The organism is Ancylobacter sp. (assembly GCF_965229075.1).
In the GTDB taxonomy this organism is placed as follows: Bacteria; Pseudomonadota; Alphaproteobacteria; order Rhizobiales; family Xanthobacteraceae; genus Ancylobacter.
Genome location: NZ_CBDDIO010000002.1, coordinates 3,206,552 through 3,228,697, shown reverse-complemented (window position 1 = coordinate 3,228,697; position 22,146 = coordinate 3,206,552). Strand labels below are relative to the sequence as shown.

Below are 22,146 nucleotides of genomic sequence, written 5' to 3'. Positions count from 1 at the left end.
CGGGGCGACAGCCGCCGAGCCATTGAGGCCGCGCTTTCCAACCTTCCAGAATCAGGAGAGACGTTCATGAAGAAGCTTCTGTTTGCCGGCCTGGCGCTTGGCGCCATGGCGGCGTTGGCCGCGCCGGCCTCGGCGCAGGTCAAGGTCGGCGTCGGCGGCCCGATCACCGGTGCGAACGCCACCTTCGGCGCCCAGCTCAAGAACGGTGCCGAACAGTGGGCGGCGGATGTCAACGCCACCGGCGGCCTCCTCGGCCAGAAGGTCGAGATCGTGGTGGGCGACGACGCCTCCAAGCCCGAGCAGGGCGTCTCGGTCGCCAGCAAGTTCATCGCCGATGGCGTGAAGTTCGTGATCGGCCACTTCAACTCGGGCGTGTCGATCCCGGCCTCCGAGCAGTATGCCGAAGCCGGCGTGGTCGCCATCTCCCCGGCCTCGACCAACCCGAAGCTGACCGAGCGCGGCCTCAGCAACGTGTTCCGCACCTGCGGCCGTGACGACCAGCAGGGCGCGGTGGCCGCCGCCTACATCCTTCAGAACCTGAAGGGCAAGAAGATCGCCATCGTCCACGACAAGACCCCCTACGGCAAGGGCCTGGCGGACGAGACCAAGAAGGCGCTCAACGCCGGCGGCGTCACCGAAGTCGTCTATGAAGGCATCAACCCGGGCGAGAAGGACTATTCCGCGCTCGTGTCCAAGCTGAAGGCCGCGAACGTCGACATTCTCTACTACGGCGGCCTGCACACCGAAGCCGGCCTGCTGGTGCGCCAGCTGCGCGACCAGGGCCAGAACACCGTCCTGTTTTCCGGCGACGGCATCACCGACAAGGAGTTCTGGACCATCGCCGGTCCGGGCGCCGCCGGCACCCTCATGACCTTCGGCCCGGACCCGCGCAACAACCCGGCCGCCGCCAAGGTCGTCGAGGAGTTCAAGAAGAAGGGCATCGATCCGGAAGGCTACGTGCTCTACTCTTACGCCGCCGGCCAGGTGATCCAGCAGGCGGTCGAGGCGACCAAGTCGCTCGATGGCAAGAAGGTCGCCGAGTACATCCACTCCGGCGCCAAGTTCAACACCGTCCTCGGCACCCTGACCTTCGACAAGAAGGGCGACCGCACCAACCTCGACTACGTCGTCTATGTCTGGAAGGACGGTGGCTACACCGAGCTCTGAGGCGAAGCGCGCACGGCGCGCCGCGACAGGACTGAAAGACGAAACCCGCCGGAGCGATCCGGCGGGTTTTGCTTTGTGGGGTCCGGTTCCAGCCGGCGCGCTCAGCCGAAGGCGGACAGCGCCGGGAAGGTCTCCAGCAGCCAGAAGCTCAGCTGCGCCATCCAGCCGGAGAGGAAGCCGATGCCGGTGAGCACCAGCAGCGCGCCCATCACCTTTTCCACCATGGGCAGGTAGCGCTTGGCATGGCCGAGCACGCCGAGCGCCGGGCGCGCCATCGCCGCCACGACGAGGAACGGCACGCCGAGCCCGGCGGAATAGACCGCCAGCAGGCCGGCGCCATGGGTCAGCGTCTGCTCGCTCGCCGCCACGGCGAGGATCGCCGCCAGCACCGGGCCGATGCAAGGCGTCCAGCCGAAGGCGAAGGCGAGCCCCATCACATAGGCGCCGAGAAAGGTGGAGGGCGCGTCCACATGCACCCGTTTGGTACGGGTGAGCCAGCCGAAGCGCAAAATGCCGAGGAAGTGCAGCCCCATCAGCAGGATGGCGACGCCGGCCACCATGGCGAGTTCTTGCGAATAGTAGCGCAGATACGCCCCCGCCACCGAGGCCCCCGCCCCCAGCGCCACGAACACGGTGGAGAACCCGGCGACGAACAGCACCGCCGCGCCCAGTGTGCGGCGGGCGGCGGCATCGGTCGGCGCCTTGTGGGTGATCTGATCGAGGCTGGTGCCGGCGAGGTAGCACAGATAGGGCGGCACCAGCGGCAGCACGCAGGGCGAGGCAAAACTGGCGATACCGGCCACGAAGGCAGCCGGAAGAGTGACGTCGGCCATGAAATAAGCAACCCTAGCCTATCCGAGGCTTCCCAATGCACCGGCCCACCCGCCGGCGCAATGCGGCGGCTTGGCCTCTACCCGTGATGTGATGCCGCGATTCCACGCGGCGCGAGCGAGGAGCCCATGCGTAACCTGATCACCGATGTCGCCGGCCTCACCGTCGGCAACGCCACCGACCTCGCCCTCGCCTCCGGCGTCACTGTGCTGCTGTTCGATGAGCCGACCGTCGCCTCGGTCGATGTGCGCGGGGGCGGTCCGGGCACGCGTGAGACCGACCTGCTGGCGCCGGACGAGACCGTGGGCGCCGTCCACGCCCTCACCTTGTCCGGCGGCTCCGCTTTCGGGCTGGATGCGGCGGGCGGGGTGGCGGCGGCGCTGGCCGAGCGTGGCATCGGTTTCCCCGTCGGCGATGCCCGGGTGCCGATCGTTCCCGGCGCGGTGCTGTTCGACCTGCTGAATGGCGGCGACAAGAACTGGGGCCGCTTCCCGCCCTATCGCGATCTCGGCTATGCCGCCGCCAACGCCGCCGGGCGCGACTTCCCGCTCGGCACGGTGGGCGCCGGCACCGGGGCGACGACGGTGGACCTCAAGGGTGGCCTCGGCTCGGCCTCGATGATGGCATCCACCGGCCACACGGTCGGGGCTCTGGTGGCGGTGAATGCCTGCGGCGCCACCAATTTCCCCGGCGGGCCGCATTTCTGGGCGGCCCCCTTCGAGCAGAAGAACGAGTTCGGCGGCCTCGGCCTGCCCCATCCGCTGCCGCCCTTGCCGGTGCGTCCGGCGCTGAAAGGTCTGCCGCCCGGCGCCAACACCACCATCGCCATCGTCGCCACCGATGCGGTGCTGACCAAGGCGCAGTGCAAGCGGCTGGCGGTGATGGCCCATGACGGCTACGCCCATGCCATCTGGCCTGTGCACACGCCGCTCGACGGCGACACCATCTTCGCTGCCGCCACCGGTCGGCGCCCGCTGGAAGACCCGGTGTTCGACCTCGCCCTCATTGGCGACGCGGTAGTGCGCACCCTCGCCCGCGCCTGCGCCCGGGCGGTGTTCGAGGCTAAGCCCTTGCCGCAACAGGATACCCTTCCCAGCTGGCGGCAGCGTTTCGGCGGCTGACACCGGCTTATTGCGTCGCACGCAATAAGCACGGGGCCTCTGTCGGTTTTGACGCGCCGCTTGTCGCATCTGTCCAATCGGCATGGCTGCCATGCGTCTGACACTCACCTCAATAAGAGGGGGGCGCATGAACCAGACGCAACCACGCATCCGGGTGCGGGGGCTTACCAAAATCTTCGGCGACGAGGCCGGCCGGGCCCTGCCGCTGCTGCGCGCCGGCCAGAGCCGCGCCGAGGTGCAGAAGGCCACCGGCGCGGTGATCGGCCTGCAGGATGTGAGCTTCGATGTCGCCGAGGGCGAGATCCTCGTCGTCATGGGGCTGTCGGGCTCGGGCAAGTCCACCTGCCTGCGCTGCATCAACCGGCTGATCGAGCCGACCGCCGGCTCGGTGCATATCGACAGCACCGACGTGACCGCGCTGGGTGAGCGCGAGCTGATGGAGCTGCGCCGCACCCGCTTCGGCATGGTGTTCCAGCAATTCGCGCTGTTCCCCCACCGCACCATCCAGCGCAATGTCGAGTATGGGCTTGAAGTGCAGGGCGTGCCGCCCGCCGCTCGGCGCGACAAGGCGCTCGCCGCCATCGAGACTGTGGGGCTGAAGGGCTGGGACCAGCATTTCCCCTCGCAACTCTCCGGCGGCATGCAGCAGCGTGCCGGCCTCGCCCGCGCCCTGGCGCTCGACCCCGATGTGCTGCTGATGGACGAGGCCTTCAGCGCCCTCGATCCGCTGATCCGCCGCGACATGCAGCAGGAGCTCGTGGCGCTGCAGAAGCGGCTGAAGAAGACCATCGTCTTCGTCAGCCACGATCTCGACGAGGCTATCGCGCTCGGCGGACGGATCGTGCTGATGAAGGACGGGCGCGTGGTGCAGCAGGGCACCGCCGCCGATTTCCTCGCCAACCCCGCCGACGACTATGTGCGCCGGTTCGTCGAGCATATCGACGTGCTCGGCGTCGTCACCGCCGGCGATGCCATGCGCCGCCCGGCTGCGGTGCGGCCCTGGCAAAGCACGGCGGCCGAGGCGCTGGCGGTGCTCACCCAGTCCGGCGAACCTGTCGTCACCGTGGTGTGCGAGCAGGGCCGGTTCCAGGGCACGGTCGACGCCGACACCCTCAGCCGCGCCGGCACCACCGAGCTGCGCCTGCTGCTGAGCGACCGCGATGCCTTCGTGCCCCGCTCTGCCACGCTGAACGAGGCGGTGGCCCGCCTCGCCTCCGGGCGCGGCGAAATCGCGGTCACCGGGCCGGACGGCGAATTGTTCGGCGTCATCGCCAATGCCGACCTCGTCGCCGCGCTGGCGCGGCGCCGGGTCGAGGCGCACTGACGGGAGGGACGGATGGATTTCGAGATACCCCGCATCCCGCTGGCCGAATGGTGCGATGTCGCGCTGGACTGGGCGACGGAGCATTTCTCCGGCGTCACCCGCGCGCTCAGCGCCGTGGTCGGCACCGCCATCGAATCGACCACCGATTTTCTCGTCGGTCTGCCGCCCTGGCTGGTCATCCTCGCCTGCGGCCTGCTGGTGTGGCGGCTCACAACCTGGCGCATCGCGCTGGGCACGGTGATCGGCTTCGCCTTCCTGTGGAACCTCGAACTGTGGCGGGCGACGCTGCAATCGCTGGTGTTGGTGCTGGTTTCGACCCTGTTCGCCCTCGCCATCGGCATTCCGATCGGCGTCGCGGCCGCGCTCAGCAAGCGGTTCTGGCGCATTGTCGGCCCGGCGCTCGACATGATGCAGACCATGCCGAGCTTCGTCTATCTGATCCCCGCCATCCCGTTCTTCGGGCTGGGCGCGGTGTCGGCGTGCTTCGCCACCATCGTCTTCGCCATGCCGCCCACCATCCGCCTCACCGCGCTCGGTATCCTGCAGACGCCGCCGGAGCTGGTGGAGGCGGCGGACGCCTTCGGCTCCAGCCGCTGGCAGAAGCTGTTCAAGATCCAGCTGCCGCTCGCCATTCCCACCATCATGGCCGGCGTCAACCAGACCATCATGCTGGCGCTGTCCATGGTCGTCATCGCCGCGATGATCGGCGCCGGCGGGCTCGGCGGTGAGGTGTGGCGGGCGATCCAGCGGCTGGAGGCGGGCCAGGGCTTCCAGGCCGGCATCGCCATCGTGGTGCTGGCCGTCATTCTCGACCGCATCACCCAGCACATCGCCCGGCACATGCGGCGCGACCGCCAGCAGGGCTGAACCTTCTCAAACGGAAGCAGCGAACGACTTCCGAACCCAACACCCCTTTTCAGAGTGGAGCCTAGCGACATGTCATTCCTCGGAAACGTGCTCAAGACCGCGGCCATCGCCGCCACCGCGCTCGGCCTTGCCGTCGGCGCCGCGCAGGCGGAAAAGAAGGACCTCACCCTCGCCTATGTCGAATGGTCCGACACCGTCGTCGCTACCAACATCGTCAAGACCGTGCTGGAAGACGCCGGGTACAAGGTGAAGCTCATCCCCCTTTCCGGCGCGGCCATGTGGCAGGCGGTGGCGAGCGGCGAGGCGGACGCGATGGTGGCCGGCTGGCTGCCGGCGACGCATGAGGCCTATTACGCCAAGCTCAAGGACAAGGTGGTCAATCTCGGCCCCAACGTCTCCGGCGCCAAGATCGGCTGGGCCGTGCCGACCTATGTCGACATCACCTCGATCGAGGACATCAACAAGGACCCGGCCAAGTTCGGCGGCAAGGTCATCGGCATCGATCCCGGCGCGGGGCTGATGAAGGCCTCGGAAAAGGCGGTCAAGGACTACGGGCTTAAGGTGAAGCTGGTCGAAGGCTCGGACGCCACCATGGTCGCCGCGCTCAAGGACGCCTACGCCAAGAAAGAGCCGATCATCGTCACCACCTGGACGCCGCACTGGATGTTCGCGGAGTGGGACCTGAAGTACCTCGCCGACCCCAAGAACGTGTTCGGCGGTGAGGAAACGGTCAACACCATCGTCTCCACCAAGCTGAAGACCGAGGCGCCGGAGGCCTACAAGATCCTCGACAATTTCAGCCTCACCCTCGACGACGAGCAGAAGGTGATGGTCGAGAACAACAAGCCCGGCGCCGATCCCGCTGCCACCGCCAAGGCCTGGGTCGCCGCCAACAAGGCCAAGGTCGACGCCTGGATGAAGTGACCCCGGCGCGATACCGCGTCAGCCATCATGAACCAAAGCGGGCGCGACGATGCGCCCGCCGAGAAACAGCGCGGGCGCCACGCGGCGCCGGCCGCAAAGAGATCGGCGCGCGAGCGCCGATACGAGTGCGCGGGCCCTCGCCCGCCCTCGTGAACGAGCCCGGCCGGGTCGTGCCGGTCGGGTTTGCCTCCCCTTGGGCGGCCGGCGCGTTCCGGCCGCCCTTTTTTGTCAGGCAGGGATCAGGGGCACGGCTCCCAGAAACCCTGGGTGCGCTGCGGGTTGGTGTAGAACCAGCAGTAATTCGGCTGCGGCGGCGGGCCGGCGAGGTTCGCGGCGGCGACGCCGGTGAGGAAGCCGAGCGCGGCACCGGCCGCGACCGCGCCGCCCGGCGGCCAGTAGGGACGCGGATTGACCACGACCACGCCGCCGCCGCGCGGCACCGGGCCGTAATAGCGGCCGGGGCCATAATAATGGCCGGGGCCCGGACCCCAGGCGGCTGCGCAGCCGCGCCCGCCGCAGCCGGCCGCGCGCCAGGCGCTCGCTTCCTGTACCGTGCCGAGCAGGCCGACGCTCGACAGCATCGCCAGCCCGGCGAGAACGCTCTTCTTCATCATCACATTCGCTCCTCAGGGTCTCTCCGGCGCCGGCTCGCGCGCCGTGGATTCGAGACGGTAATGGGACGCCTTTTCTGCCCCAGCGGCAATAAGCGAGTTCCGCAACGTCGCCGACCGTCAGGCGAAAAACGCCAGTTACAGGCTTCATTGGAATACGAACAATTTGAAATTACATTTCTTTTCAATAACTTAGAGTCATTCGTCGTTCTGCATGTCGATTATTGGTGCTATCGCACGGGTCGGGCCGGGGGGCGCAAATGCCCCCGGCACCTTGCCCAGGAGAGTGCACATGAGACGCGCCGTATTTCCCGTGATGGTCGCGGCAACGGTGAGTCTGCCGGCGATGGCCGAACCGCGGGGCCCGTCCCCCGCCTCGGTGGAAGCCACGCTCGGCAGCGTTGGAAACGAAGCCTTTGGCAGCTTCGACCTGTTCCTGCCCATGCTGGGCGACAGCGACAGGCTGCTGTTCCTCGACGCCCGCGCCAGCTTCGGCAGCGAGCAGGAGATCGAGCAGGGCTCGCTCGGCCTCGGCTACCGCTTCCGCCACGACAATGGCTGGGTCTACGGCGTCAACGGCTATTTCGACTATCTCAACAGCACCTATGACAACGACTTCACCCAGATCGGGGTCGGCGTCGAGGCGCTGAGCCAGGATTGGGAACTGCGCGCCAATGGCTATCTCCCCGTGGGCGACATCGAGGCCGCGCTCGCCAGTGCCAATGCCGCGCTGATCGAGGCCGGACGGCTGGTGTTCCGCGCCGGCGAGGAAACCGCACTGAAGGGTTTCAACGGCGAAATCGGCTACCGCCTGCCCTTCCTCTCCCCGGAGGATCTCACCCAGATCAAGCTGTTTACCGGCGGCTACTGGTACACGGGCGAGGGCGTCGAGGACGTGCCGGGCGTCTCCGCCCGCATCGAGCTTTCCCGCGCCGGCCTGCCGGCCTTCGGCAACGGGTCGCGCCTGACCCTCATCGCCGGCCTGACCTATGACGAGCAGTACGACACGCAGGGTGTCTTCCTCGCCCGCCTGCGCGTGCCGCTCGGCGACACCTCAGGCCAGGCGCCCTACGACCCGCTCTATCGCCGGGTCGAGCGCTCCGATGCCATCCGCACCCATGTCGGCGCCACCGGCGCCGCGGAGGCGGCGATCTATACGGAAACCGGCGCGGTCGCCGGCCGCGTGGTCGCCATCGGCGCCGGTGACGACGCCGGCAGCATCAATGCCCGGCTGGCCGAGGCGGGCAATGGCGCGCTGGCGCTGGCCTCCGGCGCGATCAATGTCGATTCCGCCGTCTCGCTCGGCACCGGCCAGTATCTGCTCGGCGGCGGCGGCGCGGTTTCCGTGCGCGGCGCGGTGAGCGGCGGCACGGCCGTGTTCCGCAACGCCCTGCCGGCGGCACGGCTCACCGGCACCGACCCGCTGGACGACGTGGTCTCGCTCGACGGCGACCGCAGCGCGGTGGCCTCGCTTTCCATCCGCGGCGGCCGCTCCGGCGTGGTGGCGGAGGGCGTCTCCGGCATCGTGATGCGCGATCTCGACATATCCGGCACCAGCCAGCACGGTATCGCGCTCGACACCGTCTCGGGCGCCACGATCAGCGCCACCCGCATCCATGACCTCGCTTTGTGCGAGAACAATACGGACTGCGAATGGTCGATCTTCGATCCGAACGTGGTGCACAATGCCGGCATCGCCGCGCTGGCGGTGGACGACCTCACCCTGCGCAATGTGGCGATGGAGAATGTCACCTACGGCCTCTTCGTCGGCAGCCGCTATGAGGAGATCGACTGGGAGAATGTGATCACCGGCCAGAGCGGCAACCTGACGGTCGAGAACCTCTCCATCGTCAACAGCCGCCGCGAGGGCATCCTGCTGGTCGGCGTCGATGGCGCCGCGCTGCGCTCCATCAGCATCGACAATTCCGCCATGGACCGCTCGATGGACCTGATCGTCCTGCAGAAGACCGCGCACGCCACGCTTGATGATCTCACCCTGCGTGGCGGCATCAACGCGCTGATGTTCGCCTCCTCCTTCAACCTGCCGGGCGTGACCACCGACATCGCGGTGTCCGACGCCTTCATCGCCGACACCTACCGCGCCGGCATCTTCCTCAACCCGTCGAGCGATATCAGCTTCACCAATGTCACCATCTCCAATCCCGGCAGCTATGGCGTCTATTTCTATGGCGACGCCTATGGCTTCGCCGGCGGGCCGGTGACCGGGGTGAGCTTCACCGATGTCGAGGTGATCGCCAGCGGCAGTTCCGCCGTCTATGTCTCCGGCCCGATCCAGGACATTTCCGGCAACATCGGCACGACCGACGTTGCCGCCCCGTGCTCGGCCGATGCCGGCCAATGGTCCGGCACCAAGCTCACCGAGACCGGCGGGCAGGTCTTCGCCATCGGCGGGGCCACGGTCCCGACCGGCACGCTCTCCGCCAGCTGCGGCCTTTAGGCCCCGCGCGGGCCGGGACGGCATTGCCGCCCCGGCCCCGTGATGCTACGCCCCCGGCACACAGCCGGAGCCCCCGCCATGACCACCCGTCCGCTGATCCTCTCCCCCTCCATCCTCGCCTGCGACTTCGCCCGCTTCGGTGAGGAAGTGCGCGCGGTCGATGCCGCCGGCGCGGACTGGATCCATATCGACGTGATGGACGGGCATTTCGTCCCGAACATTTCCTTCGGCCCTGACGCGGTGAAGGCGGTGCGCCCCTATTCCGCCAAGCCCTTCGACGTGCATCTGATGATCGCGCCGGCGGACCCGTATCTGGAAGCCTTCGCCAAGGCCGGGGCCGACCACATCACCGTCCATGCCGAGGCCGGGCCGCATCTGCACCGCTCGCTGCAGGCGATCCGCGCGCTCGGCAAGAAGGCGGGCGTCGCACTCAACCCCGCCACCCCGGCCAACGCGGTGGAGCATGTGCTCGACCTCATCGACGTGATCATCGTGATGACGGTCAACCCCGGTTTCGGCGGGCAGGCCTTCATCCCCTCGGTCATGGACAAGGTGGCGACGCTCTCCGCCATGGTGGGCGAGCGGCCGATCCATATCGAGATCGACGGTGGCGTGACGAAGGATACCGCCGCCGCCTGCATCAAGGCCGGCGCCAATGCTCTGGTCGCCGGCTCCGCCGTGTTCAAGGGCGGCGCCGACGCCTATGCCGGCAATATCGACGCCATCCGCAGCGCCGCGCTGCGGGCGCGCGGCGAGCTGGTGTGAGAGATCAGCGCCGGCCGGTGAGCGGTGTGAGCAGGCCCGCCAACGCTCCGATGGCGGCGGAGCCGAGGGCGATCAGCCCATCCGGCACCGCGATGGTAATGGTGCCCTGCACCGGCTTGCCCAGCAGGGTGAGCTGGTACAGGGCCAGAATCGCAATGGCCAGCACCACCAAGACAAGGGAAGCGCCGACACAACCGACCACCAGGAGATAGAGCTGCCCATTGCTCTTGATGATCTCGAGATCGTACTGGCGGAGCAGGGCCGCATCGGCGCTGAGCTTGGCGACATCGGCGAATTCGCGCACCTTTTCGGGAGAGCGTTCGAGCGTGCCCGCCAGCTCGGGATTGGCCGACAGATCATTGATGAGCCGGTCCGCCATCCGGTCCGCCGAACGGCCGCCACCTTCGCCTTCCGCCTCGCGCGCGATCCGCGACAGGATTTCCGCGCTGGTCGGCGCTGGATCGCGCGCCGTCGAGGATGCCGGCCTTTCCACATCACCGGCTGCACCCGCCTCCACCGGCGATGGTCCAGCGGCGCGAGCTGCCACGTCTGGCAGCTCCGCTTGTGTCGGCACGGGCGCCCCTTGATTGTCCGAGTCTGTAGCCATATCCGCCCCCACGAATAAAGACTTCCAGACGCGCATACTACCTCTCCGTGTATTTACGTCCAGCACTACTTCATGCCTGGTTTGCGACGAAGGGCCATGCCTGATAGAGCGCTGCGGAAACGCTCCCGTACAAAGGCACTGCCAATGATCCCGCGCTATACCCGCCCCGAAATGGCTGCCATCTGGGAGCCGCAGACCCGTTTCCGCATCTGGTTCGAGATCGAGGCGCACGCCACCGACGCGCTGGCGGAGATCGGCGTGGTGCCGAAGGAAGCGGCGGCGAAGATCTGGGAAATGGCGAAGGACGCGACCTTCGATGTCGAACGCATCGACGAGATCGAGGCCGTCACCAAGCACGACGTGATCGCCTTCCTGACGCATCTCGCCGAGATCGTCGGCCCGGAAGCGCGCTTCGTCCATCAGGGCATGACCTCGTCGGACGTGCTCGACACCTGCCTGTCGGTGCAGCTGGTGCGGGCCGCCGATATCCTGATCAAGGATGTCGACCGGCTGCTGGCGGCGCTGGAAGCCCGCGCCTTCGAGCACAAGCTGACCCCGACCATCGGCCGCTCGCACGGCATCCATGCCGAGCCGACCACCTTCGGTCTCAAGCTCGCCCAGGCCCATGCCGAGTTCCAGCGCAACCGCGCCCGCCTCGTCGCCGCGCGCGAAGAAGTGGCGACCTGCGCCATCTCCGGCGCCGTCGGCACCTTCGCCCAGATCGACCCGCGGGTGGAGGAACATGTCGCGGCGAAGATGGGGCTGACGGTGGAGCCGGTTTCCACCCAGGTCATTCCGCGCGACCGCCACGCCGCATATTTCGCCGCGCTCGGCGTCGTCGCCTCCTCCATGGAGCGGGTGGCGATCGAGATCCGCCACCTGCAGCGCACCGAGGTTCTGGAAGCGGAGGAGTTCTTCTCCGCCGGCCAGAAGGGCTCCTCGGCGATGCCGCACAAGCGCAACCCGGTGCTGACCGAGAACATCACCGGCCTCGCCCGCCTCGTGCGCGGCATGGTCACGCCGGCGCTGGAGAATGTGGCGCTTTGGCATGAGCGGGATATTTCCCACTCCTCCGTGGAGCGGATGATCGGGCCGGACGCCACCGTCACCCTCGATTTCGCGCTGAACCGGCTGGCCGGCGTCATCGAGAAGCTGGTCGTCTATCCCGAGAACATGCAGCGGAATCTCGACCGCCTCGGCGGGCTGGTGCATTCCCAGCGCGTGCTGCTGGCGCTGACCCAGAAGGGCGCCAGCCGCGAGGACGCCTATCGCCTCGTGCAGCGCAACGCCATGCCGGTCTGGCGCGGCGAGGGCGAGTTCCAGAAGCTGCTGAATGCCGACCCCGAGGTGCGGCAATATCTGTCGGAAGAGGAGATCGCCGAGAAGTTCGACCTCGGCTACCACCTCAAGCATGTCGACACGATCTTCCAGCGCGTGTTCGGGCGCAGCTGACCTGGAGCGGTTCTGGTGACCGGAACGGCTCCAGCTCTGTGATTATACGCAAAAGAGGCCGGGTTCCCCCGGCCTCTCGCATTTCAGCTGCCTGTGTAAGCCGATCAGCGCCAGCCGCGACCGCCGCCGCCGAAGCCGCGCGGGCCGGGACCGAAGCCGCCACCCCGCACAAAGACCGGACGCGGACCCATGCCGGGACGCGGACCGCCCCAGCCCGGACGCGGCCCCATTCCCGGGCGCGGACCACCCCAGCCCGGGCGCGGACCCATACCGGGGCGCGGACCACCCCAGCCGGGACGCGGGCCGTTCCAGCCCGGACGCGGACCCCAACCGGGACGCGGGCCCCAACCCGGGCGCGGCCCCCAGCCCGGACGGCCCCACCACACCGGACGCGGGCGCCAGCCCGGGCCGTAATAGCCCCAGCCGGGACCGGGGCCATAATAGCCGCCACCCCAGCCGGGCCCCCAGGCCGAGCCCGCCACCGCGCCGAGCGCGAAGGCGCCGACGCCGATGGCGACATCGTCTGCGACATAATTGTTGGGGTTGACGATCACCGTCTGATTGCCGCCGGCGAGATAGCTGGCGCTGACCCAGCCGCCCGCCGCCTGGCACCAATTGCCCTGGCAGGCGCCGACATTCACCCGCGTGCCGCCCGGCAGCGAGCCGATGACGCGGAAATTGGTGCCGGGACCGGCGCGGACATTGAGATCGCGCGTCACCACCGCCGCCGAGGCCGCCGTCAGCGCCGCCCCTCCGACAAGCAGGCCGGCGGCCAGAGCCAGCGTCTTCATGATTTTTTGCATGTGAACCTCCCTGCGGGAGCGTCCGGCACAGATCTCCGGCGGACCCGCTCGCTATCCATCCTCGATAGCAATCGAATCCGGCGAAATTGGTTGCATTACCTAGCGGAGGAAACAGTGCAGATGCCGCCCGCCGGGATCGGCGGCGGGCGGAAAGACAAGTCCCGCTAGCGAGACCCGCCCGGACGGGCGCCGCCGCGCACGACGCGGGAGGGCTCAGCCCTCCTTCTTCAGCGTCTCGATCGCCTCGGCCAGCAGCTCTTCCATGGTGCGGCGGATGCGGTGCTCGGAGACATCGACGCCCTTGGCGTCGAAATCGGCCTTCAGCTTGCGGTAGACATCCTCGTCGCCCGCCTCTTCGAGGTCGGCGGCGATGACGGAACCGGCATAGGCGTTCGCCTCCTCGCCGGCGAGGCCAAGCTTCTCGGCAGCCCACAGGCCGAGTGCCTTGTTGCGGCGCGCCAGCGCCTTGAAGCGCAGATTCTGGTCGTGGGCGCACTTCGCCTCGAACGCGTCTTCGCGCTTGTCAAACGTGCTCATCTGGTTGCCCCGTGTCTTTGGAAAGCGCGGCTTGATTATCGCGACGCCGCCCCCAAATCAACGCCCGGCACCATCGCGACCATTACCTAGGGCAATGTGACGCTCGCCCGCGCCGGCACGGTGGATAGCCCCGCAGCAAGCGCTGCCATGCGGTGCCGTGCGTGCGGCGGCGTTTGTATCCGCCCCCCCGATGCGATAGTGTCGCGCTCGAGGGTGCCCGCGCCATGCGAGACGAATCGTCAGAGCGCGGAGAGTTCGCGCAGACGCGGCGCCCCCAGCCGTGAACCCGGAACCGGAGCCCCGGCATCCTAATGGACTTCCTCAACCGACGGTACCCACCCATGAGCCGCCGCCGCCGCATTTATGAAGGTAAGGCGAAGGTCCTTTATGAAGGTCCTGAGCCCGGCACCCTGATCCAGCACTTCAAGGACGACGCCACCGCCTTCAACAACAAGAAGCACGACGTCATCGACGGCAAAGGCGTGCTGAACAACCGCATCTCGGAATATGTGTTCCTGAAACTCAACGAGATCGGGGTCCCCACGCATTTCATCAAGCGGCTGAACATGCGCGAGCAGCTCATCCGCGAGGTCGAGATCATCCCGCTCGAAGTCGTGGTGCGCAATGTCGCCGCCGGCTCGCTGTCGACCCGCCTCGGCATCGAGGAAGGCACGCAGCTGCCGCGCTCGATCATCGAGTTCTATTACAAGAACGACGCGCTCAACGACCCGCTGGTCTCGGAAGAGCACATCACCGCCTTCGGCTGGGCCACCACCCAGGAAATCGACGACATCATCGCTCTGGCGATCCGCGTCAACGACTTCCTGTCCGGCCTCTTCCTCGGCGTCGGCATCCGTCTCGTCGACTTCAAGATGGAATGCGGCCGCCTGTGGGAAGGCGACATGATGCGCATCGTCGTCGCCGACGAGATCAGCCCGGATTCGTGCCGGCTGTGGGACATCAAGTCGAACGACAAGCTCGACAAGGACCGCTTCCGCCGCGACATGGGCGGGCTGGTGGAGGCCTATTCGGAGGTCGCCCGCCGTCTCGGCATCATGACCGAGAACGAGCGCGCCCAGCCGGGCGGCCCTGTCCTGGTGAAATCCGAGCCCGACGAATGAAACGTGCCGGATGCGGAATGTCCTGCCCTCGGGTCAGCCATTCCGCATTCGAGCATTGAGCCGTTCGCGGCCAGATGGTAGGCGGGGGCCTCAAAGCCCCCGTTTCTGTTTTCGGTGCTTCTGTCGCACGAACCTCCCCGAGAGTGATTCCATGAAGGCGCGCGTCCTCGTCACCCTGAAATCCGCCGTGCTCGACCCGCAGGGCAAGGCCATCGAGGGCGCCCTGCGCTCGCTCGGCGTTCCCGGCGTATCCAGCGTCCGCCAGGGCAAAGTCTTCGATATCGAGCTGGAAACCAGCGATGCCGCCAAGGCCGAGGCGACACTGAAGGACGCCTGCGAGAAGCTGCTCGCCAACACGGTGATCGAATCCTACCGCATCGAGCTGGTGGGCTGACGACGATGAAAGCCGCCGTCCTCGTTTTCCCCGGCTCCAATCGCGAGGGCGATGTCGCGCGCGCGCTCGAACTGGTCTCGGGCGTCAAGCCGGCCCTGGTCTGGCACGCCGACACCGCCCTGCCCGCCGGCACCGACCTCGTCGTGCTGCCGGGCGGCTTCTCCTATGGCGACTATCTGCGCTGCGGCGCCATCGCCGCCCGCGCCGCCATCATGGACGCGGTGCGCGCCCACGCCGCCCGTGGCGGGCTGGTGCTCGGCATCTGCAACGGCTTCCAGATCCTGTGCGAGAGCGGGCTGCTGCCCGGCGTGCTGGTGCGCAATGCCCGGCTGCGCTTCATCTGCCGCGAGGCACTGCTGAAGGTGGAGCGCAACGACACCCCCTTCACCCGCCGCTACGCGCGCGGCGCGGTCGTGCGTTTCCCCGTCGCCCATGGCGAGGGCAACTACACCGCGGACGCCACCACGCTGAAGAAGCTGGAGGATGAGGGCCGGGTGCTGTTCCGCTATGTGATGCCCGACGGCCACCGCGACGACGCGCAGGTGCTGAACGGCGCCGCCAATTCCATCGCCGGCATCGTCTCCGAGAAGCTCAACGTGCTCGGCCTGATGCCGCACCCGGAAAACCATGTGGACCCGCAGGTCGGCCCGACCGATGGGCGCGCTTTGTTCGAGAGCCTCGTCGGGGTGCTGGAGAAGGCGTGACCCCGCCTGCCCCGCCCTGCCCGACCGCGTAACGGAATGACGGCCTTCACATGATCCCCTCCGAACCGAAAATCACTCCCGAACTCGTCGCCGAGCACGGCCTCAAGCCCGACGAGTATGAGCGCATCCTGAAGCTGATCGGCCGCGAGCCGACCTTCACCGAGCTCGGCATCTTCTCGGCGATGTGGAACGAGCACTGCTCGTACAAATCCTCCCGCCTGCACCTGCGCGGCCTGCCGACCAAGGCGCCGTGGGTGATCCAGGGCCCGGGTGAGAATGCCGGCGTCATCGACATCGGCGACGGCAAGGCCGCCGTGTTCAAGATGGAAAGCCACAACCACCCGTCCTATATCGAGCCGCACCAGGGCGCGGCGACCGGGGTCGGCGGCATTCTGCGCGACGTGTTCACCATGGGCGCCCGCCCGATTGCGGCGCTGAACGCGCTGCGCTTCGGCGACCCCAAGCACCCCCGCACCCGGCATTTGCTCGCCGGCGTGGTGAGCGGCATCGGCTCCTACGGCAATTCCTTCGGCGTGCCGACGGTGGGCGGCCTGGTGGGCTTCCACACCCGCTATGACGGCAACAACCTCGTCAACGCCATGGCGGTAGGCCTCGCCGACGCCGACAAGATCTTCTACGCCAAGGCCACCGGCGTCGGCCTGCCCGTGGTCTATCTCGGCTCCAAGACCGGCCGCGACGGCATCCACGGCGCCACCATGGCCTCGGCCGAGTTCGGCGAGGGCGCGGAGGAAAAGCGCCCCACCGTGCAGGTCGGCGACCCCTTCGCCGAAAAGCTGCTGCTCGAAGCCTGCCTTGAGATCATGGAGGCGGGCTGCGTCGTCGCCATTCAGGACATGGGCGCCGCCGGCCTCACCTGCTCGGCGGTGGAAATGGGCGCCAAGGGCGACCTCGGCATCGAACTCGACCTCGACAAGCTGCCCTGCCGCGAGGCGGGCATGAGCGCTTATGAGATGATGCTGTCCGAGAGCCAGGAGCGCATGCTCATGGTCATCGCGCCAGGCAAGGAAGACGAGGCGGAGGCCATCTTCCGCAAATGGGGCCTCGACTTCGCCATTGTCGGCTACACCACCGACACGCTGCGCTTCGTCGTCAAGCACAAGGGCGAGATCAAGGCCGACCTGCCGATCAAGGAACTGGGCGACGAGGCCCCGCTCTATGACCGCCCCTGGGTGGAGACGCCCAAGCAGCAGCGCGTCGACCCCGCCTCGCTCGACATCACCGCCACCGTTCCGGGCGCGCTGGAACGGCTGATCGGCTCGCCCGATTTCGCCTCCAAGCGCTGGATCTGGGAGCAGTACGACTATCTCATCCTCAACAATACCGCGCAGCGCCCGGGCGGCGATGCGGCGGTGGTGCGGGTGGAAGACGGGCCCAAGGCGCTGGCCATGAGCTGCGACGTGACCCCGCGCTATTGCGAGGCCGACCCGTTCGAGGGCGGCAAGCAGGCGGTCGCGGAAGCGTGGCGCAACATCACCGCCGTCGGCGCCAAGCCGCTGGCGCTGACCGACAACCTCAATTTCGGCAATCCGGAAAAGCCGGAGATCATGGGCCAGCTGGTCGGCTGCCTGCGCGGCATCGGCGCGGCGGCGCTGGCGCTCGACTTCCCCGTCGTGTCCGGCAATGTCAGCCTGTACAACGAAACCCATGGCCGGGGCATCCTGCCGACCCCGACCATTGGCGGCGTCGGCCTGCTCGATGACATCGAGAAGATGGCGACGCTGGACTTCAAGGCCGGCGGCGAAACCATCCTCGTCATCGGCGCCACCACCGGCTGGCTCGGCCAGTCCGCCTTCCTCTCGGAAATCCTCGACCGCGAGGACGGCGCCCCGCCGCCGGTCGATCTCGATCTGGAACGCCGCACCGGCGATCTGGTGCGTGCGCTGATCAATGACGGTCTCGTCACCGCTGTGCACGACGTGTCCGATGGTGGCCTGCTGGTGGCGCTGGCGGAAATGGCGCTGGCGTCGGGTATCGGCGCCACCCTCGCCGCGCCGCCGCCTGACATGAACCCCTTCGCCTTCTGGTTCGGCGAGGATCAGGCCCGCTACATCGTCACCGTCGAGGGCAGCGCCAAGGCGCTGGTCGCGCGCCGGGCGGAGCTGGCCGGCATCCCGCTCGCCAAGCTCGGCACCACGGGCGGCGACCGATTGAATATTGCGGGCGAGCGCCCAATTGTAGTGGACGCGCTGCGCGAGCGGCACGAGGCCTGGCTGCCCATCTATATGGGCGCGGGCTTGATGTGAGGGAGCCTGTCTGATGGCGATGGAAGCGGCGGAAATCGAGCGCCTCATCAAGGAAGGGCTGCCGGACGCCTCGGTGGAGATCCGCGATCTCGCCGGCGACGGCAATCACTATGCCGCGACGGTGGTGGCCGAGAGCTTTCGCGGCAAGAGCCGGGTGCAGCAGCATCAGATGGTCTATGCGACGCTGAAGGGCCAGATGGGCGGCGTGTTGCACGCCCTCGCGCTTCAGACCAATGTACCTGACTGAAGGCGGCCGGCGCGCTGAGCCGCGCCGCCACGACACCATCTCGCGAGGCCCGCAAGGGCGAAAGGCAATGTGATGAGCATTCACGATTTCATCGACGGCCAGGTGAAGAGCAACGACGTCGTCGTCTTCATGAAGGGCACGCCGCAATTCCCGATGTGCGGCTTCTCCGGCCAGGTGGCGCAGGTCTTCGCCCTGCTCGGCGTCGACTATAAGGGCATCAACGTCCTCGACTCCGACGAGATCCGCAACGGCATCAAGGAGTACACCTCCTGGCCGACCATTCCGCAGGTCTTCGTCAAGGGGGAGTTCATAGGCGGCTGCGACATCGTCCGCGAGATGTACCAGTCCGGCGAATTGCAGACGCTGCTGGAAGAGAAGGGCGTCCCGGTGATGGGCAAGGCGACCGCCTGAGGTTCTCGCCTCTGCCGCGGCTGAAGGGTCCGACAGCCGGGCACACCAAGGCCAGACATTGCAAAGCCCTGCCATTCGTGTTCGAGTGGCAGGGCTTTTTTGCTCCAGTCGCCCGCGCTTTGCGGGCTGTAGGCATGCCCAGCGCAATCTCCGGCGTTTCGACCGCCGAACTGATCGCCCAAGGTGCGTCGCCCGCGTGCGACCCCGATTCTCGATACGAAGCCGATTGGGAACTCATCAAGCGCTGCAGGGCAGGCATCGATCTGCCGCTGTTGGTCGCGCTGATGCAATCGGACAGCAGTGCCGCGCGGAGCCGAGCCTCCTTCCTCATTGAGGAAGCCGCAACCGCTCACGAGGCGCTGTACGAGGCTATTGTCGGCTTCGCCGATGACAACCTCTCCGACTGCCGGCGCGCCTTCGTAAAGTTCGTGACAGATACGCACCTTTACGATGCGAGGATCGCCGACGCGTTGGCAAAATGCCTTCACGATAGAGATTTGACCGTACGGCTGTGCAGCATCCGTTGGGCGATAGATGCACCCACCGCTTCGTTCGACCACTTCTGCACGCTGGTCGGCACCGGGGCTGGCTTGTCTTTACCAACATCGAGCCCCTCAAACCGTCGATGGCTGGACATCTGGCGGGCCGAGGCCCTTCAGCGATCCGACCGAGCGCTCGCCATTGCACGGCGTGTGAGGTCAGGAGAGAGCATTCGCGACATTCGAACCACGATTGCGGAAGAAGACAGCTTCGTGTTGTGCGGGTTGGAGCACTTTCTCCACCTCAGGCAAAAGCGGCAGCGGTCGCCAGCCAGGGAGTGAGGCATATGGGGCGCAGCAGCAAGGAGCGGCGCTCAAAAGGTCCGCTCGATTACACGCTGGAGGAGCTGGATGGCGAGCGGTGGGACGAGCCCGGCTTCACTTCCCATGTCGTGACCACCTGCCACGCGGCCCGACGCAAGCCATTGCGAACACTGACGCCGGAGGAACTGAGGCTCGTAATTGGCCAGGGCATCGGCCTTCCCTGGCTGGTGCCTCTCGCCCTGAGCCTGCTTGTGGAAGAACCCTGCAGATGTGTCAGCCTCTACCCCGGCGATCTGCTGGCCAGTGTCGTGCGGGCCCCCGCCCCCTACTGGGCCGAACATCCGGCCGAAAAGGCCCAGCTCTTGAACGACATTCTCCCACGGGCGCTGCGACACGGCGAAATGGTCGACTTCCCAAAGGAGGCAGCTGCGGCCGTGCGGGCCTTCCTCGGCATAGCGGACATATAGCTCTGCCGGCTTCGGTCCGAAACCAACCGGCGTCGACCCAACAAAAAAGCCGCCCCACCGGGCGGCTTTTCCGTTTCTCGCGATCCGGGGAAGGATCAGCGCGAATAATATTCGACCACGAGGTTCGGCTCCATCACGACCGGATAGGGCACCTCGTTGAGCTCCGGGATGCGGACAAACTTGGCCGTCATCTTGGAATGATCGACTTCGAGATAATCCGGGGTGTCGCGCTCGCCGGAGGCGACGGCTTCCAGCACCAGCACGAGCTGCTTGGAGGCTTCCTTCACCTCGATCACGTCGCCGACCTTCACCTGGTAGGACGGGACGTTGACGCGGCGGCCATTGACCTTGATGTGGCCGTGGCTGACGAACTGGCGGGCGGCGAACACGGTCGGGACGAACTTGGCGCGGTAGATCACCGCGTCGAGACGGCGCTCGAGCAGGCCGATCAGGTTGGCGCCGGTATCGCCCTTGAGGCGCGAGGCCTCGACATAGACCGAATAGAACTGCTTCTCGCCGATCGAGCCGTAATAGCCCTTCAGCTTCTGCTTGGCGCGCAGCTGCACGCCGAAGTCGGACAGCTTGCCCTTGCGGCGCTGGCCATGCTGGCCGGGGCCGTATTCACGCTTGTTGATGGGGCTCTTCGGGCGGCCCCAAATGTTTTCGCCCATACGGCGGTCAAGCTTGTGCTTGGCCGAAACGCGCTTGCTCATGCGCAGGTCCTCTCGCATATCGTTGCGGTTTGGATCGCGCCCCCTCCTCTACCCCCATTTCGGGAGCCGACAGGATCTTTCCGAACGCGCCGGAAAGGCCCACGGGTGCGTGAAACACCACGCGGGGCCGTTTCCAGCCCCGCGCTTGGCCGGGTGCATAGGCACAAAAGGCCGAAAGGTCAAGTTCCTGTCGTCCTTCCGTCATCCGGAAAGCGCGACCGAGACGGGAGGACGCGATAAGCGCGCTTACCGCCCCCCGCGCAGCGCCGCCAGCACCTCAAGGCTGGCATAGCCGTCGGGCTCCACCCCCATCTTGCGCTGGAAATCGGCCACGGCGCGCATGGTCATGTTGCCGACGCGGCCATCGGCGCCGCCGGTGTCGAATCCCGCACGCGTCAGCCGGCGCTGCACCTCCTGGATTTCAGACAGGGTTAGCGCCCGCTCGCCGCCGGGGAAGGGGGTAATGAAGGGATCGCCGCCCAGCACCCGGTCGCCGAGATGGCAGACGGCGAGCGCGTAGTTCATCGACGGGTTGTAGCTGCGCACGGCGTAGAAATTCTGCGTCAGCAGGAAGCACGGCCCTTCCGGCCCCACCGGCGCCCACAGCCGCGTCCGCGCCTTGGGCAGGGCGAAGCGCCCGCCCCCGGCCGGTGTCACGCCGAGCTTGCCCCACTCCTCCACCGTGCGCCAGGCCTTGGCGTCGGCGTATTTCTCCGGCACGCCGTCCATCCTCACCTCGAAGCCCCAAGGCAGGCCGCGCTGATAGTTGCCGCGCTTGATGAGGTAGAGCGAGGAGCCCGCCAGCGCGTCCGCCGCGCGGTAGGGCGAGGGCGCGCCGTCGCCGTCATAATCGACGCCGAGATTGAGCCAGACTTCGGGCATCCACTGGGTGTGGCCCATCGCCCCGGCCCAGGAGCCGAGCATTTCGTCCGGACTCGCCCAGCCGCGCTGGACGATGGCGAGGCCGTTGATGAGCTCGGTCTCCCAGTAGCTGCGCCGGCGCGGCTCGCCCCAGGCCAGCGCCGCGAGCGCGGGAAACACCGGCTTCATATGGTCGGGATCGGTGACGAGCTCGCCGAAGGCGCTCTCCATACCCCACAGACCGAGCAGCACATCCGGCTCGACGCCGAAATCCTTTTGCAGGCGCTTCATCAGCGCGGCGTTGTTCTTTGCCGCCGCCCGGCCGGTCATCAGCCGCCAGTCGGAAATGCGCCGGTTGAGATATTGCCAGAGCTGCTCGCGGAATTCCGGCTGGCCGCTGTCCTTGGCGTAGACGGAAAGGTCGGGCCGCAACCCGCCCATCACCCGCTCATAGACCGAATCGGAAATGCCCTTGGCGCGGGCACGGGGCTGGAAGGTCACCACCCACGCCTCGAATCGCTCCTTCGCCACCTGCGCCTGCGCCCCGCCCGCGAAGGCGAAAGCCCCGAGGCTGGCGCCGGCGCCGAGGAGAAAGGCCCGCCGGCTGGCGGTGGAAGGGTCGCGCGTCACGTCAATGCTCCTGCCGTTGCGGCATGTTGGGCAGGGATCGCGGCGCCGGCAAGGCACCCTGTTC

General features: G+C 67.3%; 23 protein-coding genes. 16 read left to right on the top strand and 7 right to left on the bottom strand.

The genetic code is table 11. The features are described 5' to 3' along the window. Nucleotides 1-66: 66 nt before the first annotated feature. On the top strand, nucleotides 67-1,167 hold the full coding sequence (locus ACO07Z_RS21045; protein ID WP_421700482.1) for a branched-chain amino acid ABC transporter substrate-binding protein: 1,101 nt from the start codon (nucleotides 67-69) through the stop codon (nucleotides 1,165-1,167). 101 nt (nucleotides 1,168-1,268) lie between these two features. On the opposite strand, the gene ACO07Z_RS21040 is transcribed toward ACO07Z_RS21045, so the two are convergent. After that, nucleotides 1,269-2,000 (bottom strand): cytochrome c biogenesis CcdA family protein, encoded by a 732-nt coding sequence (locus ACO07Z_RS21040; protein ID WP_421700481.1) that lies wholly within the window; start codon nucleotides 1,998-2,000, stop codon nucleotides 1,269-1,271. A gap of 126 nt (nucleotides 2,001-2,126) precedes the next feature. On the opposite strand from ACO07Z_RS21040, the gene ACO07Z_RS21035 reads away from it, so the two are divergent. The 4 genes from ACO07Z_RS21035 to ACO07Z_RS21020 all read left to right on the top strand — a co-directional run bounded on the left by ACO07Z_RS21035 (nucleotide 2,127) and on the right by ACO07Z_RS21020 (nucleotide 6,234). After that, a complete protein-coding gene (locus ACO07Z_RS21035) occupies nucleotides 2,127-3,119 on the top strand; it encodes a P1 family peptidase (protein ID WP_421700480.1) in 993 nt (330 codons plus the stop codon). A gap of 127 nt (nucleotides 3,120-3,246) precedes the next feature. Further along, nucleotides 3,247-4,443: a quaternary amine ABC transporter ATP-binding protein gene (locus ACO07Z_RS21030; protein ID WP_421700479.1), complete on the top strand. Its 1,197-nt coding sequence runs from the start codon at nucleotides 3,247-3,249 to the stop codon at nucleotides 4,441-4,443. A 12-nt stretch (nucleotides 4,444-4,455) separates the two neighbouring features. Then, a complete protein-coding gene (locus ACO07Z_RS21025; RefSeq protein WP_421700478.1) occupies nucleotides 4,456-5,310 on the top strand; it encodes an ABC transporter permease in 855 nt (284 codons plus the stop codon). Between the two features lie 69 nt (nucleotides 5,311-5,379). Beyond that, nucleotides 5,380-6,234 carry a glycine betaine ABC transporter substrate-binding protein gene (locus ACO07Z_RS21020; protein WP_244376111.1) on the top strand — a complete coding sequence of 285 codons (855 nt, stop codon included), beginning with the start codon at nucleotides 5,380-5,382 and terminating at the stop codon, nucleotides 6,232-6,234. A 239-nt stretch (nucleotides 6,235-6,473) separates the two neighbouring features. Here ACO07Z_RS21020 and ACO07Z_RS21015 read toward each other — a convergent pair whose 3' ends face one another. Next, on the bottom strand, nucleotides 6,474-6,848 hold the full coding sequence (locus ACO07Z_RS21015) for a hypothetical protein (RefSeq protein WP_421700477.1): 375 nt from the start codon (nucleotides 6,846-6,848) through the stop codon (nucleotides 6,474-6,476). A gap of 289 nt (nucleotides 6,849-7,137) precedes the next feature. Between ACO07Z_RS21015 and ACO07Z_RS21010 the strand changes: the two genes are divergently transcribed. Beyond that, the gene (locus tag ACO07Z_RS21010) at nucleotides 7,138-9,303 is read left to right on the top strand and encodes an inverse autotransporter beta domain-containing protein (protein ID WP_421700476.1); all 2,166 of its coding nucleotides are present in this window, start codon (nucleotides 7,138-7,140) and stop codon (nucleotides 9,301-9,303) included. 78 nt (nucleotides 9,304-9,381) lie between these two features. Beyond that, on the top strand, nucleotides 9,382-10,068 hold the full coding sequence (gene rpe / locus ACO07Z_RS21005; protein WP_421700475.1) for a ribulose-phosphate 3-epimerase: 687 nt from the start codon (nucleotides 9,382-9,384) through the stop codon (nucleotides 10,066-10,068). A gap of 4 nt (nucleotides 10,069-10,072) precedes the next feature. Here rpe and ACO07Z_RS21000 read toward each other — a convergent pair whose 3' ends face one another. Continuing rightward, nucleotides 10,073-10,711, bottom strand: coding sequence for a hypothetical protein (locus ACO07Z_RS21000; RefSeq protein ID WP_421700474.1), 639 nt, complete (start codon nucleotides 10,709-10,711; stop codon nucleotides 10,073-10,075). A 108-nt stretch (nucleotides 10,712-10,819) separates the two neighbouring features. Between ACO07Z_RS21000 and purB the strand changes: the two genes are divergently transcribed. Next, complete coding sequence (purB, locus tag ACO07Z_RS20995) at nucleotides 10,820-12,127, top strand: adenylosuccinate lyase (RefSeq protein ID WP_244376101.1); 1,308 nt, start codon at nucleotides 10,820-10,822, stop codon at nucleotides 12,125-12,127. A 104-nt stretch (nucleotides 12,128-12,231) separates the two neighbouring features. Here purB and ACO07Z_RS20990 read toward each other — a convergent pair whose 3' ends face one another. Both ACO07Z_RS20990 and ACO07Z_RS20985 read right to left on the bottom strand, forming a co-directional pair. Next, entirely contained in the window at nucleotides 12,232-12,930 is a 699-nt protein-coding gene (locus ACO07Z_RS20990) for an SH3 domain-containing protein (RefSeq protein WP_421700473.1), read from the bottom strand. A gap of 213 nt (nucleotides 12,931-13,143) precedes the next feature. Continuing rightward, nucleotides 13,144-13,467: a DUF1476 domain-containing protein gene (locus ACO07Z_RS20985; protein WP_421700472.1), complete on the bottom strand. Its 324-nt coding sequence runs from the start codon at nucleotides 13,465-13,467 to the stop codon at nucleotides 13,144-13,146. A 311-nt stretch (nucleotides 13,468-13,778) separates the two neighbouring features. Here ACO07Z_RS20985 and purC point away from each other — a divergent pair, with 311 nt between their 5' ends. From purC to ACO07Z_RS20945, 8 genes are all read left to right on the top strand, one after another. Beyond that, nucleotides 13,779-14,588, top strand: coding sequence for a phosphoribosylaminoimidazolesuccinocarboxamide synthase (gene purC, locus ACO07Z_RS20980; RefSeq protein WP_307018429.1), 810 nt, complete (start codon nucleotides 13,779-13,781; stop codon nucleotides 14,586-14,588). A gap of 151 nt (nucleotides 14,589-14,739) precedes the next feature. Continuing rightward, the gene (purS, locus tag ACO07Z_RS20975) at nucleotides 14,740-14,982 is read left to right on the top strand and encodes a phosphoribosylformylglycinamidine synthase subunit PurS (protein WP_421700471.1); all 243 of its coding nucleotides are present in this window, start codon (nucleotides 14,740-14,742) and stop codon (nucleotides 14,980-14,982) included. A gap of 5 nt (nucleotides 14,983-14,987) precedes the next feature. Beyond that, nucleotides 14,988-15,686, top strand: coding sequence for a phosphoribosylformylglycinamidine synthase subunit PurQ (gene purQ / locus ACO07Z_RS20970; RefSeq protein ID WP_421700470.1), 699 nt, complete (start codon nucleotides 14,988-14,990; stop codon nucleotides 15,684-15,686). Nucleotides 15,687-15,736: 50 nt separating this feature from the next. Then, entirely contained in the window at nucleotides 15,737-17,950 is a 2,214-nt protein-coding gene (purL, locus tag ACO07Z_RS20965; protein ID WP_421700469.1) for a phosphoribosylformylglycinamidine synthase subunit PurL, read from the top strand. Between the two features lie 13 nt (nucleotides 17,951-17,963). Further along, a complete protein-coding gene (locus tag ACO07Z_RS20960) occupies nucleotides 17,964-18,197 on the top strand; it encodes a BolA family protein (protein ID WP_244376087.1) in 234 nt (77 codons plus the stop codon). A 72-nt stretch (nucleotides 18,198-18,269) separates the two neighbouring features. Beyond that, a complete protein-coding gene (gene grxD / locus ACO07Z_RS20955) occupies nucleotides 18,270-18,608 on the top strand; it encodes a Grx4 family monothiol glutaredoxin (RefSeq protein ID WP_307018437.1) in 339 nt (112 codons plus the stop codon). Nucleotides 18,609-18,742: 134 nt separating this feature from the next. Further along, a complete protein-coding gene (locus ACO07Z_RS20950) occupies nucleotides 18,743-19,429 on the top strand; it encodes a hypothetical protein (protein ID WP_421700468.1) in 687 nt (228 codons plus the stop codon). Nucleotides 19,430-19,434: 5 nt separating this feature from the next. Further along, nucleotides 19,435-19,878 carry a contact-dependent growth inhibition system immunity protein gene (locus ACO07Z_RS20945; RefSeq protein ID WP_421700467.1) on the top strand — a complete coding sequence of 148 codons (444 nt, stop codon included), beginning with the start codon at nucleotides 19,435-19,437 and terminating at the stop codon, nucleotides 19,876-19,878. 95 nt (nucleotides 19,879-19,973) lie between these two features. Here the strand turns inward: ACO07Z_RS20945 and rpsD are convergent, their stop codons facing one another. Then, entirely contained in the window at nucleotides 19,974-20,591 is a 618-nt protein-coding gene (gene rpsD, locus ACO07Z_RS20940; protein ID WP_244376081.1) for a 30S ribosomal protein S4, read from the bottom strand. A 246-nt stretch (nucleotides 20,592-20,837) separates the two neighbouring features. Continuing rightward, a complete protein-coding gene (locus ACO07Z_RS20935; protein ID WP_421700466.1) occupies nucleotides 20,838-22,082 on the bottom strand; it encodes a lytic murein transglycosylase in 1,245 nt (414 codons plus the stop codon). Nucleotides 22,083-22,146 lie beyond the last annotated feature (64 nt).

What these genes read in the sequence shown, in the direction of transcription:
- purC (WP_307018429.1), top strand. Translation starts at nt 13,779, where the DNA reads ATGGACTTCCTCAACCGACGGTACCCACCCATGAGCCGCCGCCGCCGC.
- ACO07Z_RS21025 (WP_421700478.1), top strand. Translation starts at nt 4,456, where the DNA reads ATGGATTTCGAGATACCCCGCATCCCGCTGGCCGAATGGTGCGATGTC.
- purL (WP_421700469.1), top strand. Translation starts at nt 15,737, where the DNA reads ATGATCCCCTCCGAACCGAAAATCACTCCCGAACTCGTCGCCGAGCAC.
- ACO07Z_RS21010 (WP_421700476.1), top strand. Translation starts at nt 7,138, where the DNA reads ATGAGACGCGCCGTATTTCCCGTGATGGTCGCGGCAACGGTGAGTCTG.
- ACO07Z_RS21015 (WP_421700477.1), bottom strand. Translation starts at nt 6,848, where the DNA reads ATGATGAAGAAGAGCGTTCTCGCCGGGCTGGCGATGCTGTCGAGCGTC.
- ACO07Z_RS20945 (WP_421700467.1), top strand. Translation starts at nt 19,435, where the DNA reads ATGGGGCGCAGCAGCAAGGAGCGGCGCTCAAAAGGTCCGCTCGATTAC.
- ACO07Z_RS21035 (WP_421700480.1), top strand. Translation starts at nt 2,127, where the DNA reads ATGCGTAACCTGATCACCGATGTCGCCGGCCTCACCGTCGGCAACGCC.
- ACO07Z_RS21040 (WP_421700481.1), bottom strand. Translation starts at nt 2,000, where the DNA reads ATGGCCGACGTCACTCTTCCGGCTGCCTTCGTGGCCGGTATCGCCAGT.
- ACO07Z_RS21030 (WP_421700479.1), top strand. Translation starts at nt 3,247, where the DNA reads ATGAACCAGACGCAACCACGCATCCGGGTGCGGGGGCTTACCAAAATC.
- ACO07Z_RS21000 (WP_421700474.1), bottom strand. Translation starts at nt 10,711, where the DNA reads ATGCGCGTCTGGAAGTCTTTATTCGTGGGGGCGGATATGGCTACAGAC.
- purS (WP_421700471.1), top strand. Translation starts at nt 14,740, where the DNA reads ATGAAGGCGCGCGTCCTCGTCACCCTGAAATCCGCCGTGCTCGACCCG.
- rpe (WP_421700475.1), top strand. Translation starts at nt 9,382, where the DNA reads ATGACCACCCGTCCGCTGATCCTCTCCCCCTCCATCCTCGCCTGCGAC.
- ACO07Z_RS20990 (WP_421700473.1), bottom strand. Translation starts at nt 12,930, where the DNA reads ATGCAAAAAATCATGAAGACGCTGGCTCTGGCCGCCGGCCTGCTTGTC.
- purQ (WP_421700470.1), top strand. Translation starts at nt 14,988, where the DNA reads ATGAAAGCCGCCGTCCTCGTTTTCCCCGGCTCCAATCGCGAGGGCGAT.
- purB (WP_244376101.1), top strand. Translation starts at nt 10,820, where the DNA reads ATGATCCCGCGCTATACCCGCCCCGAAATGGCTGCCATCTGGGAGCCG.
- ACO07Z_RS21045 (WP_421700482.1), top strand. Translation starts at nt 67, where the DNA reads ATGAAGAAGCTTCTGTTTGCCGGCCTGGCGCTTGGCGCCATGGCGGCG.
- ACO07Z_RS21020 (WP_244376111.1), top strand. Translation starts at nt 5,380, where the DNA reads ATGTCATTCCTCGGAAACGTGCTCAAGACCGCGGCCATCGCCGCCACC.
- rpsD (WP_244376081.1), bottom strand. Translation starts at nt 20,591, where the DNA reads ATGAGCAAGCGCGTTTCGGCCAAGCACAAGCTTGACCGCCGTATGGGC.
- ACO07Z_RS20960 (WP_244376087.1), top strand. Translation starts at nt 17,964, where the DNA reads ATGGCGATGGAAGCGGCGGAAATCGAGCGCCTCATCAAGGAAGGGCTG.
- ACO07Z_RS20950 (WP_421700468.1), top strand. Translation starts at nt 18,743, where the DNA reads ATGCCCAGCGCAATCTCCGGCGTTTCGACCGCCGAACTGATCGCCCAA.
- grxD (WP_307018437.1), top strand. Translation starts at nt 18,270, where the DNA reads ATGAGCATTCACGATTTCATCGACGGCCAGGTGAAGAGCAACGACGTC.
- ACO07Z_RS20985 (WP_421700472.1), bottom strand. Translation starts at nt 13,467, where the DNA reads ATGAGCACGTTTGACAAGCGCGAAGACGCGTTCGAGGCGAAGTGCGCC.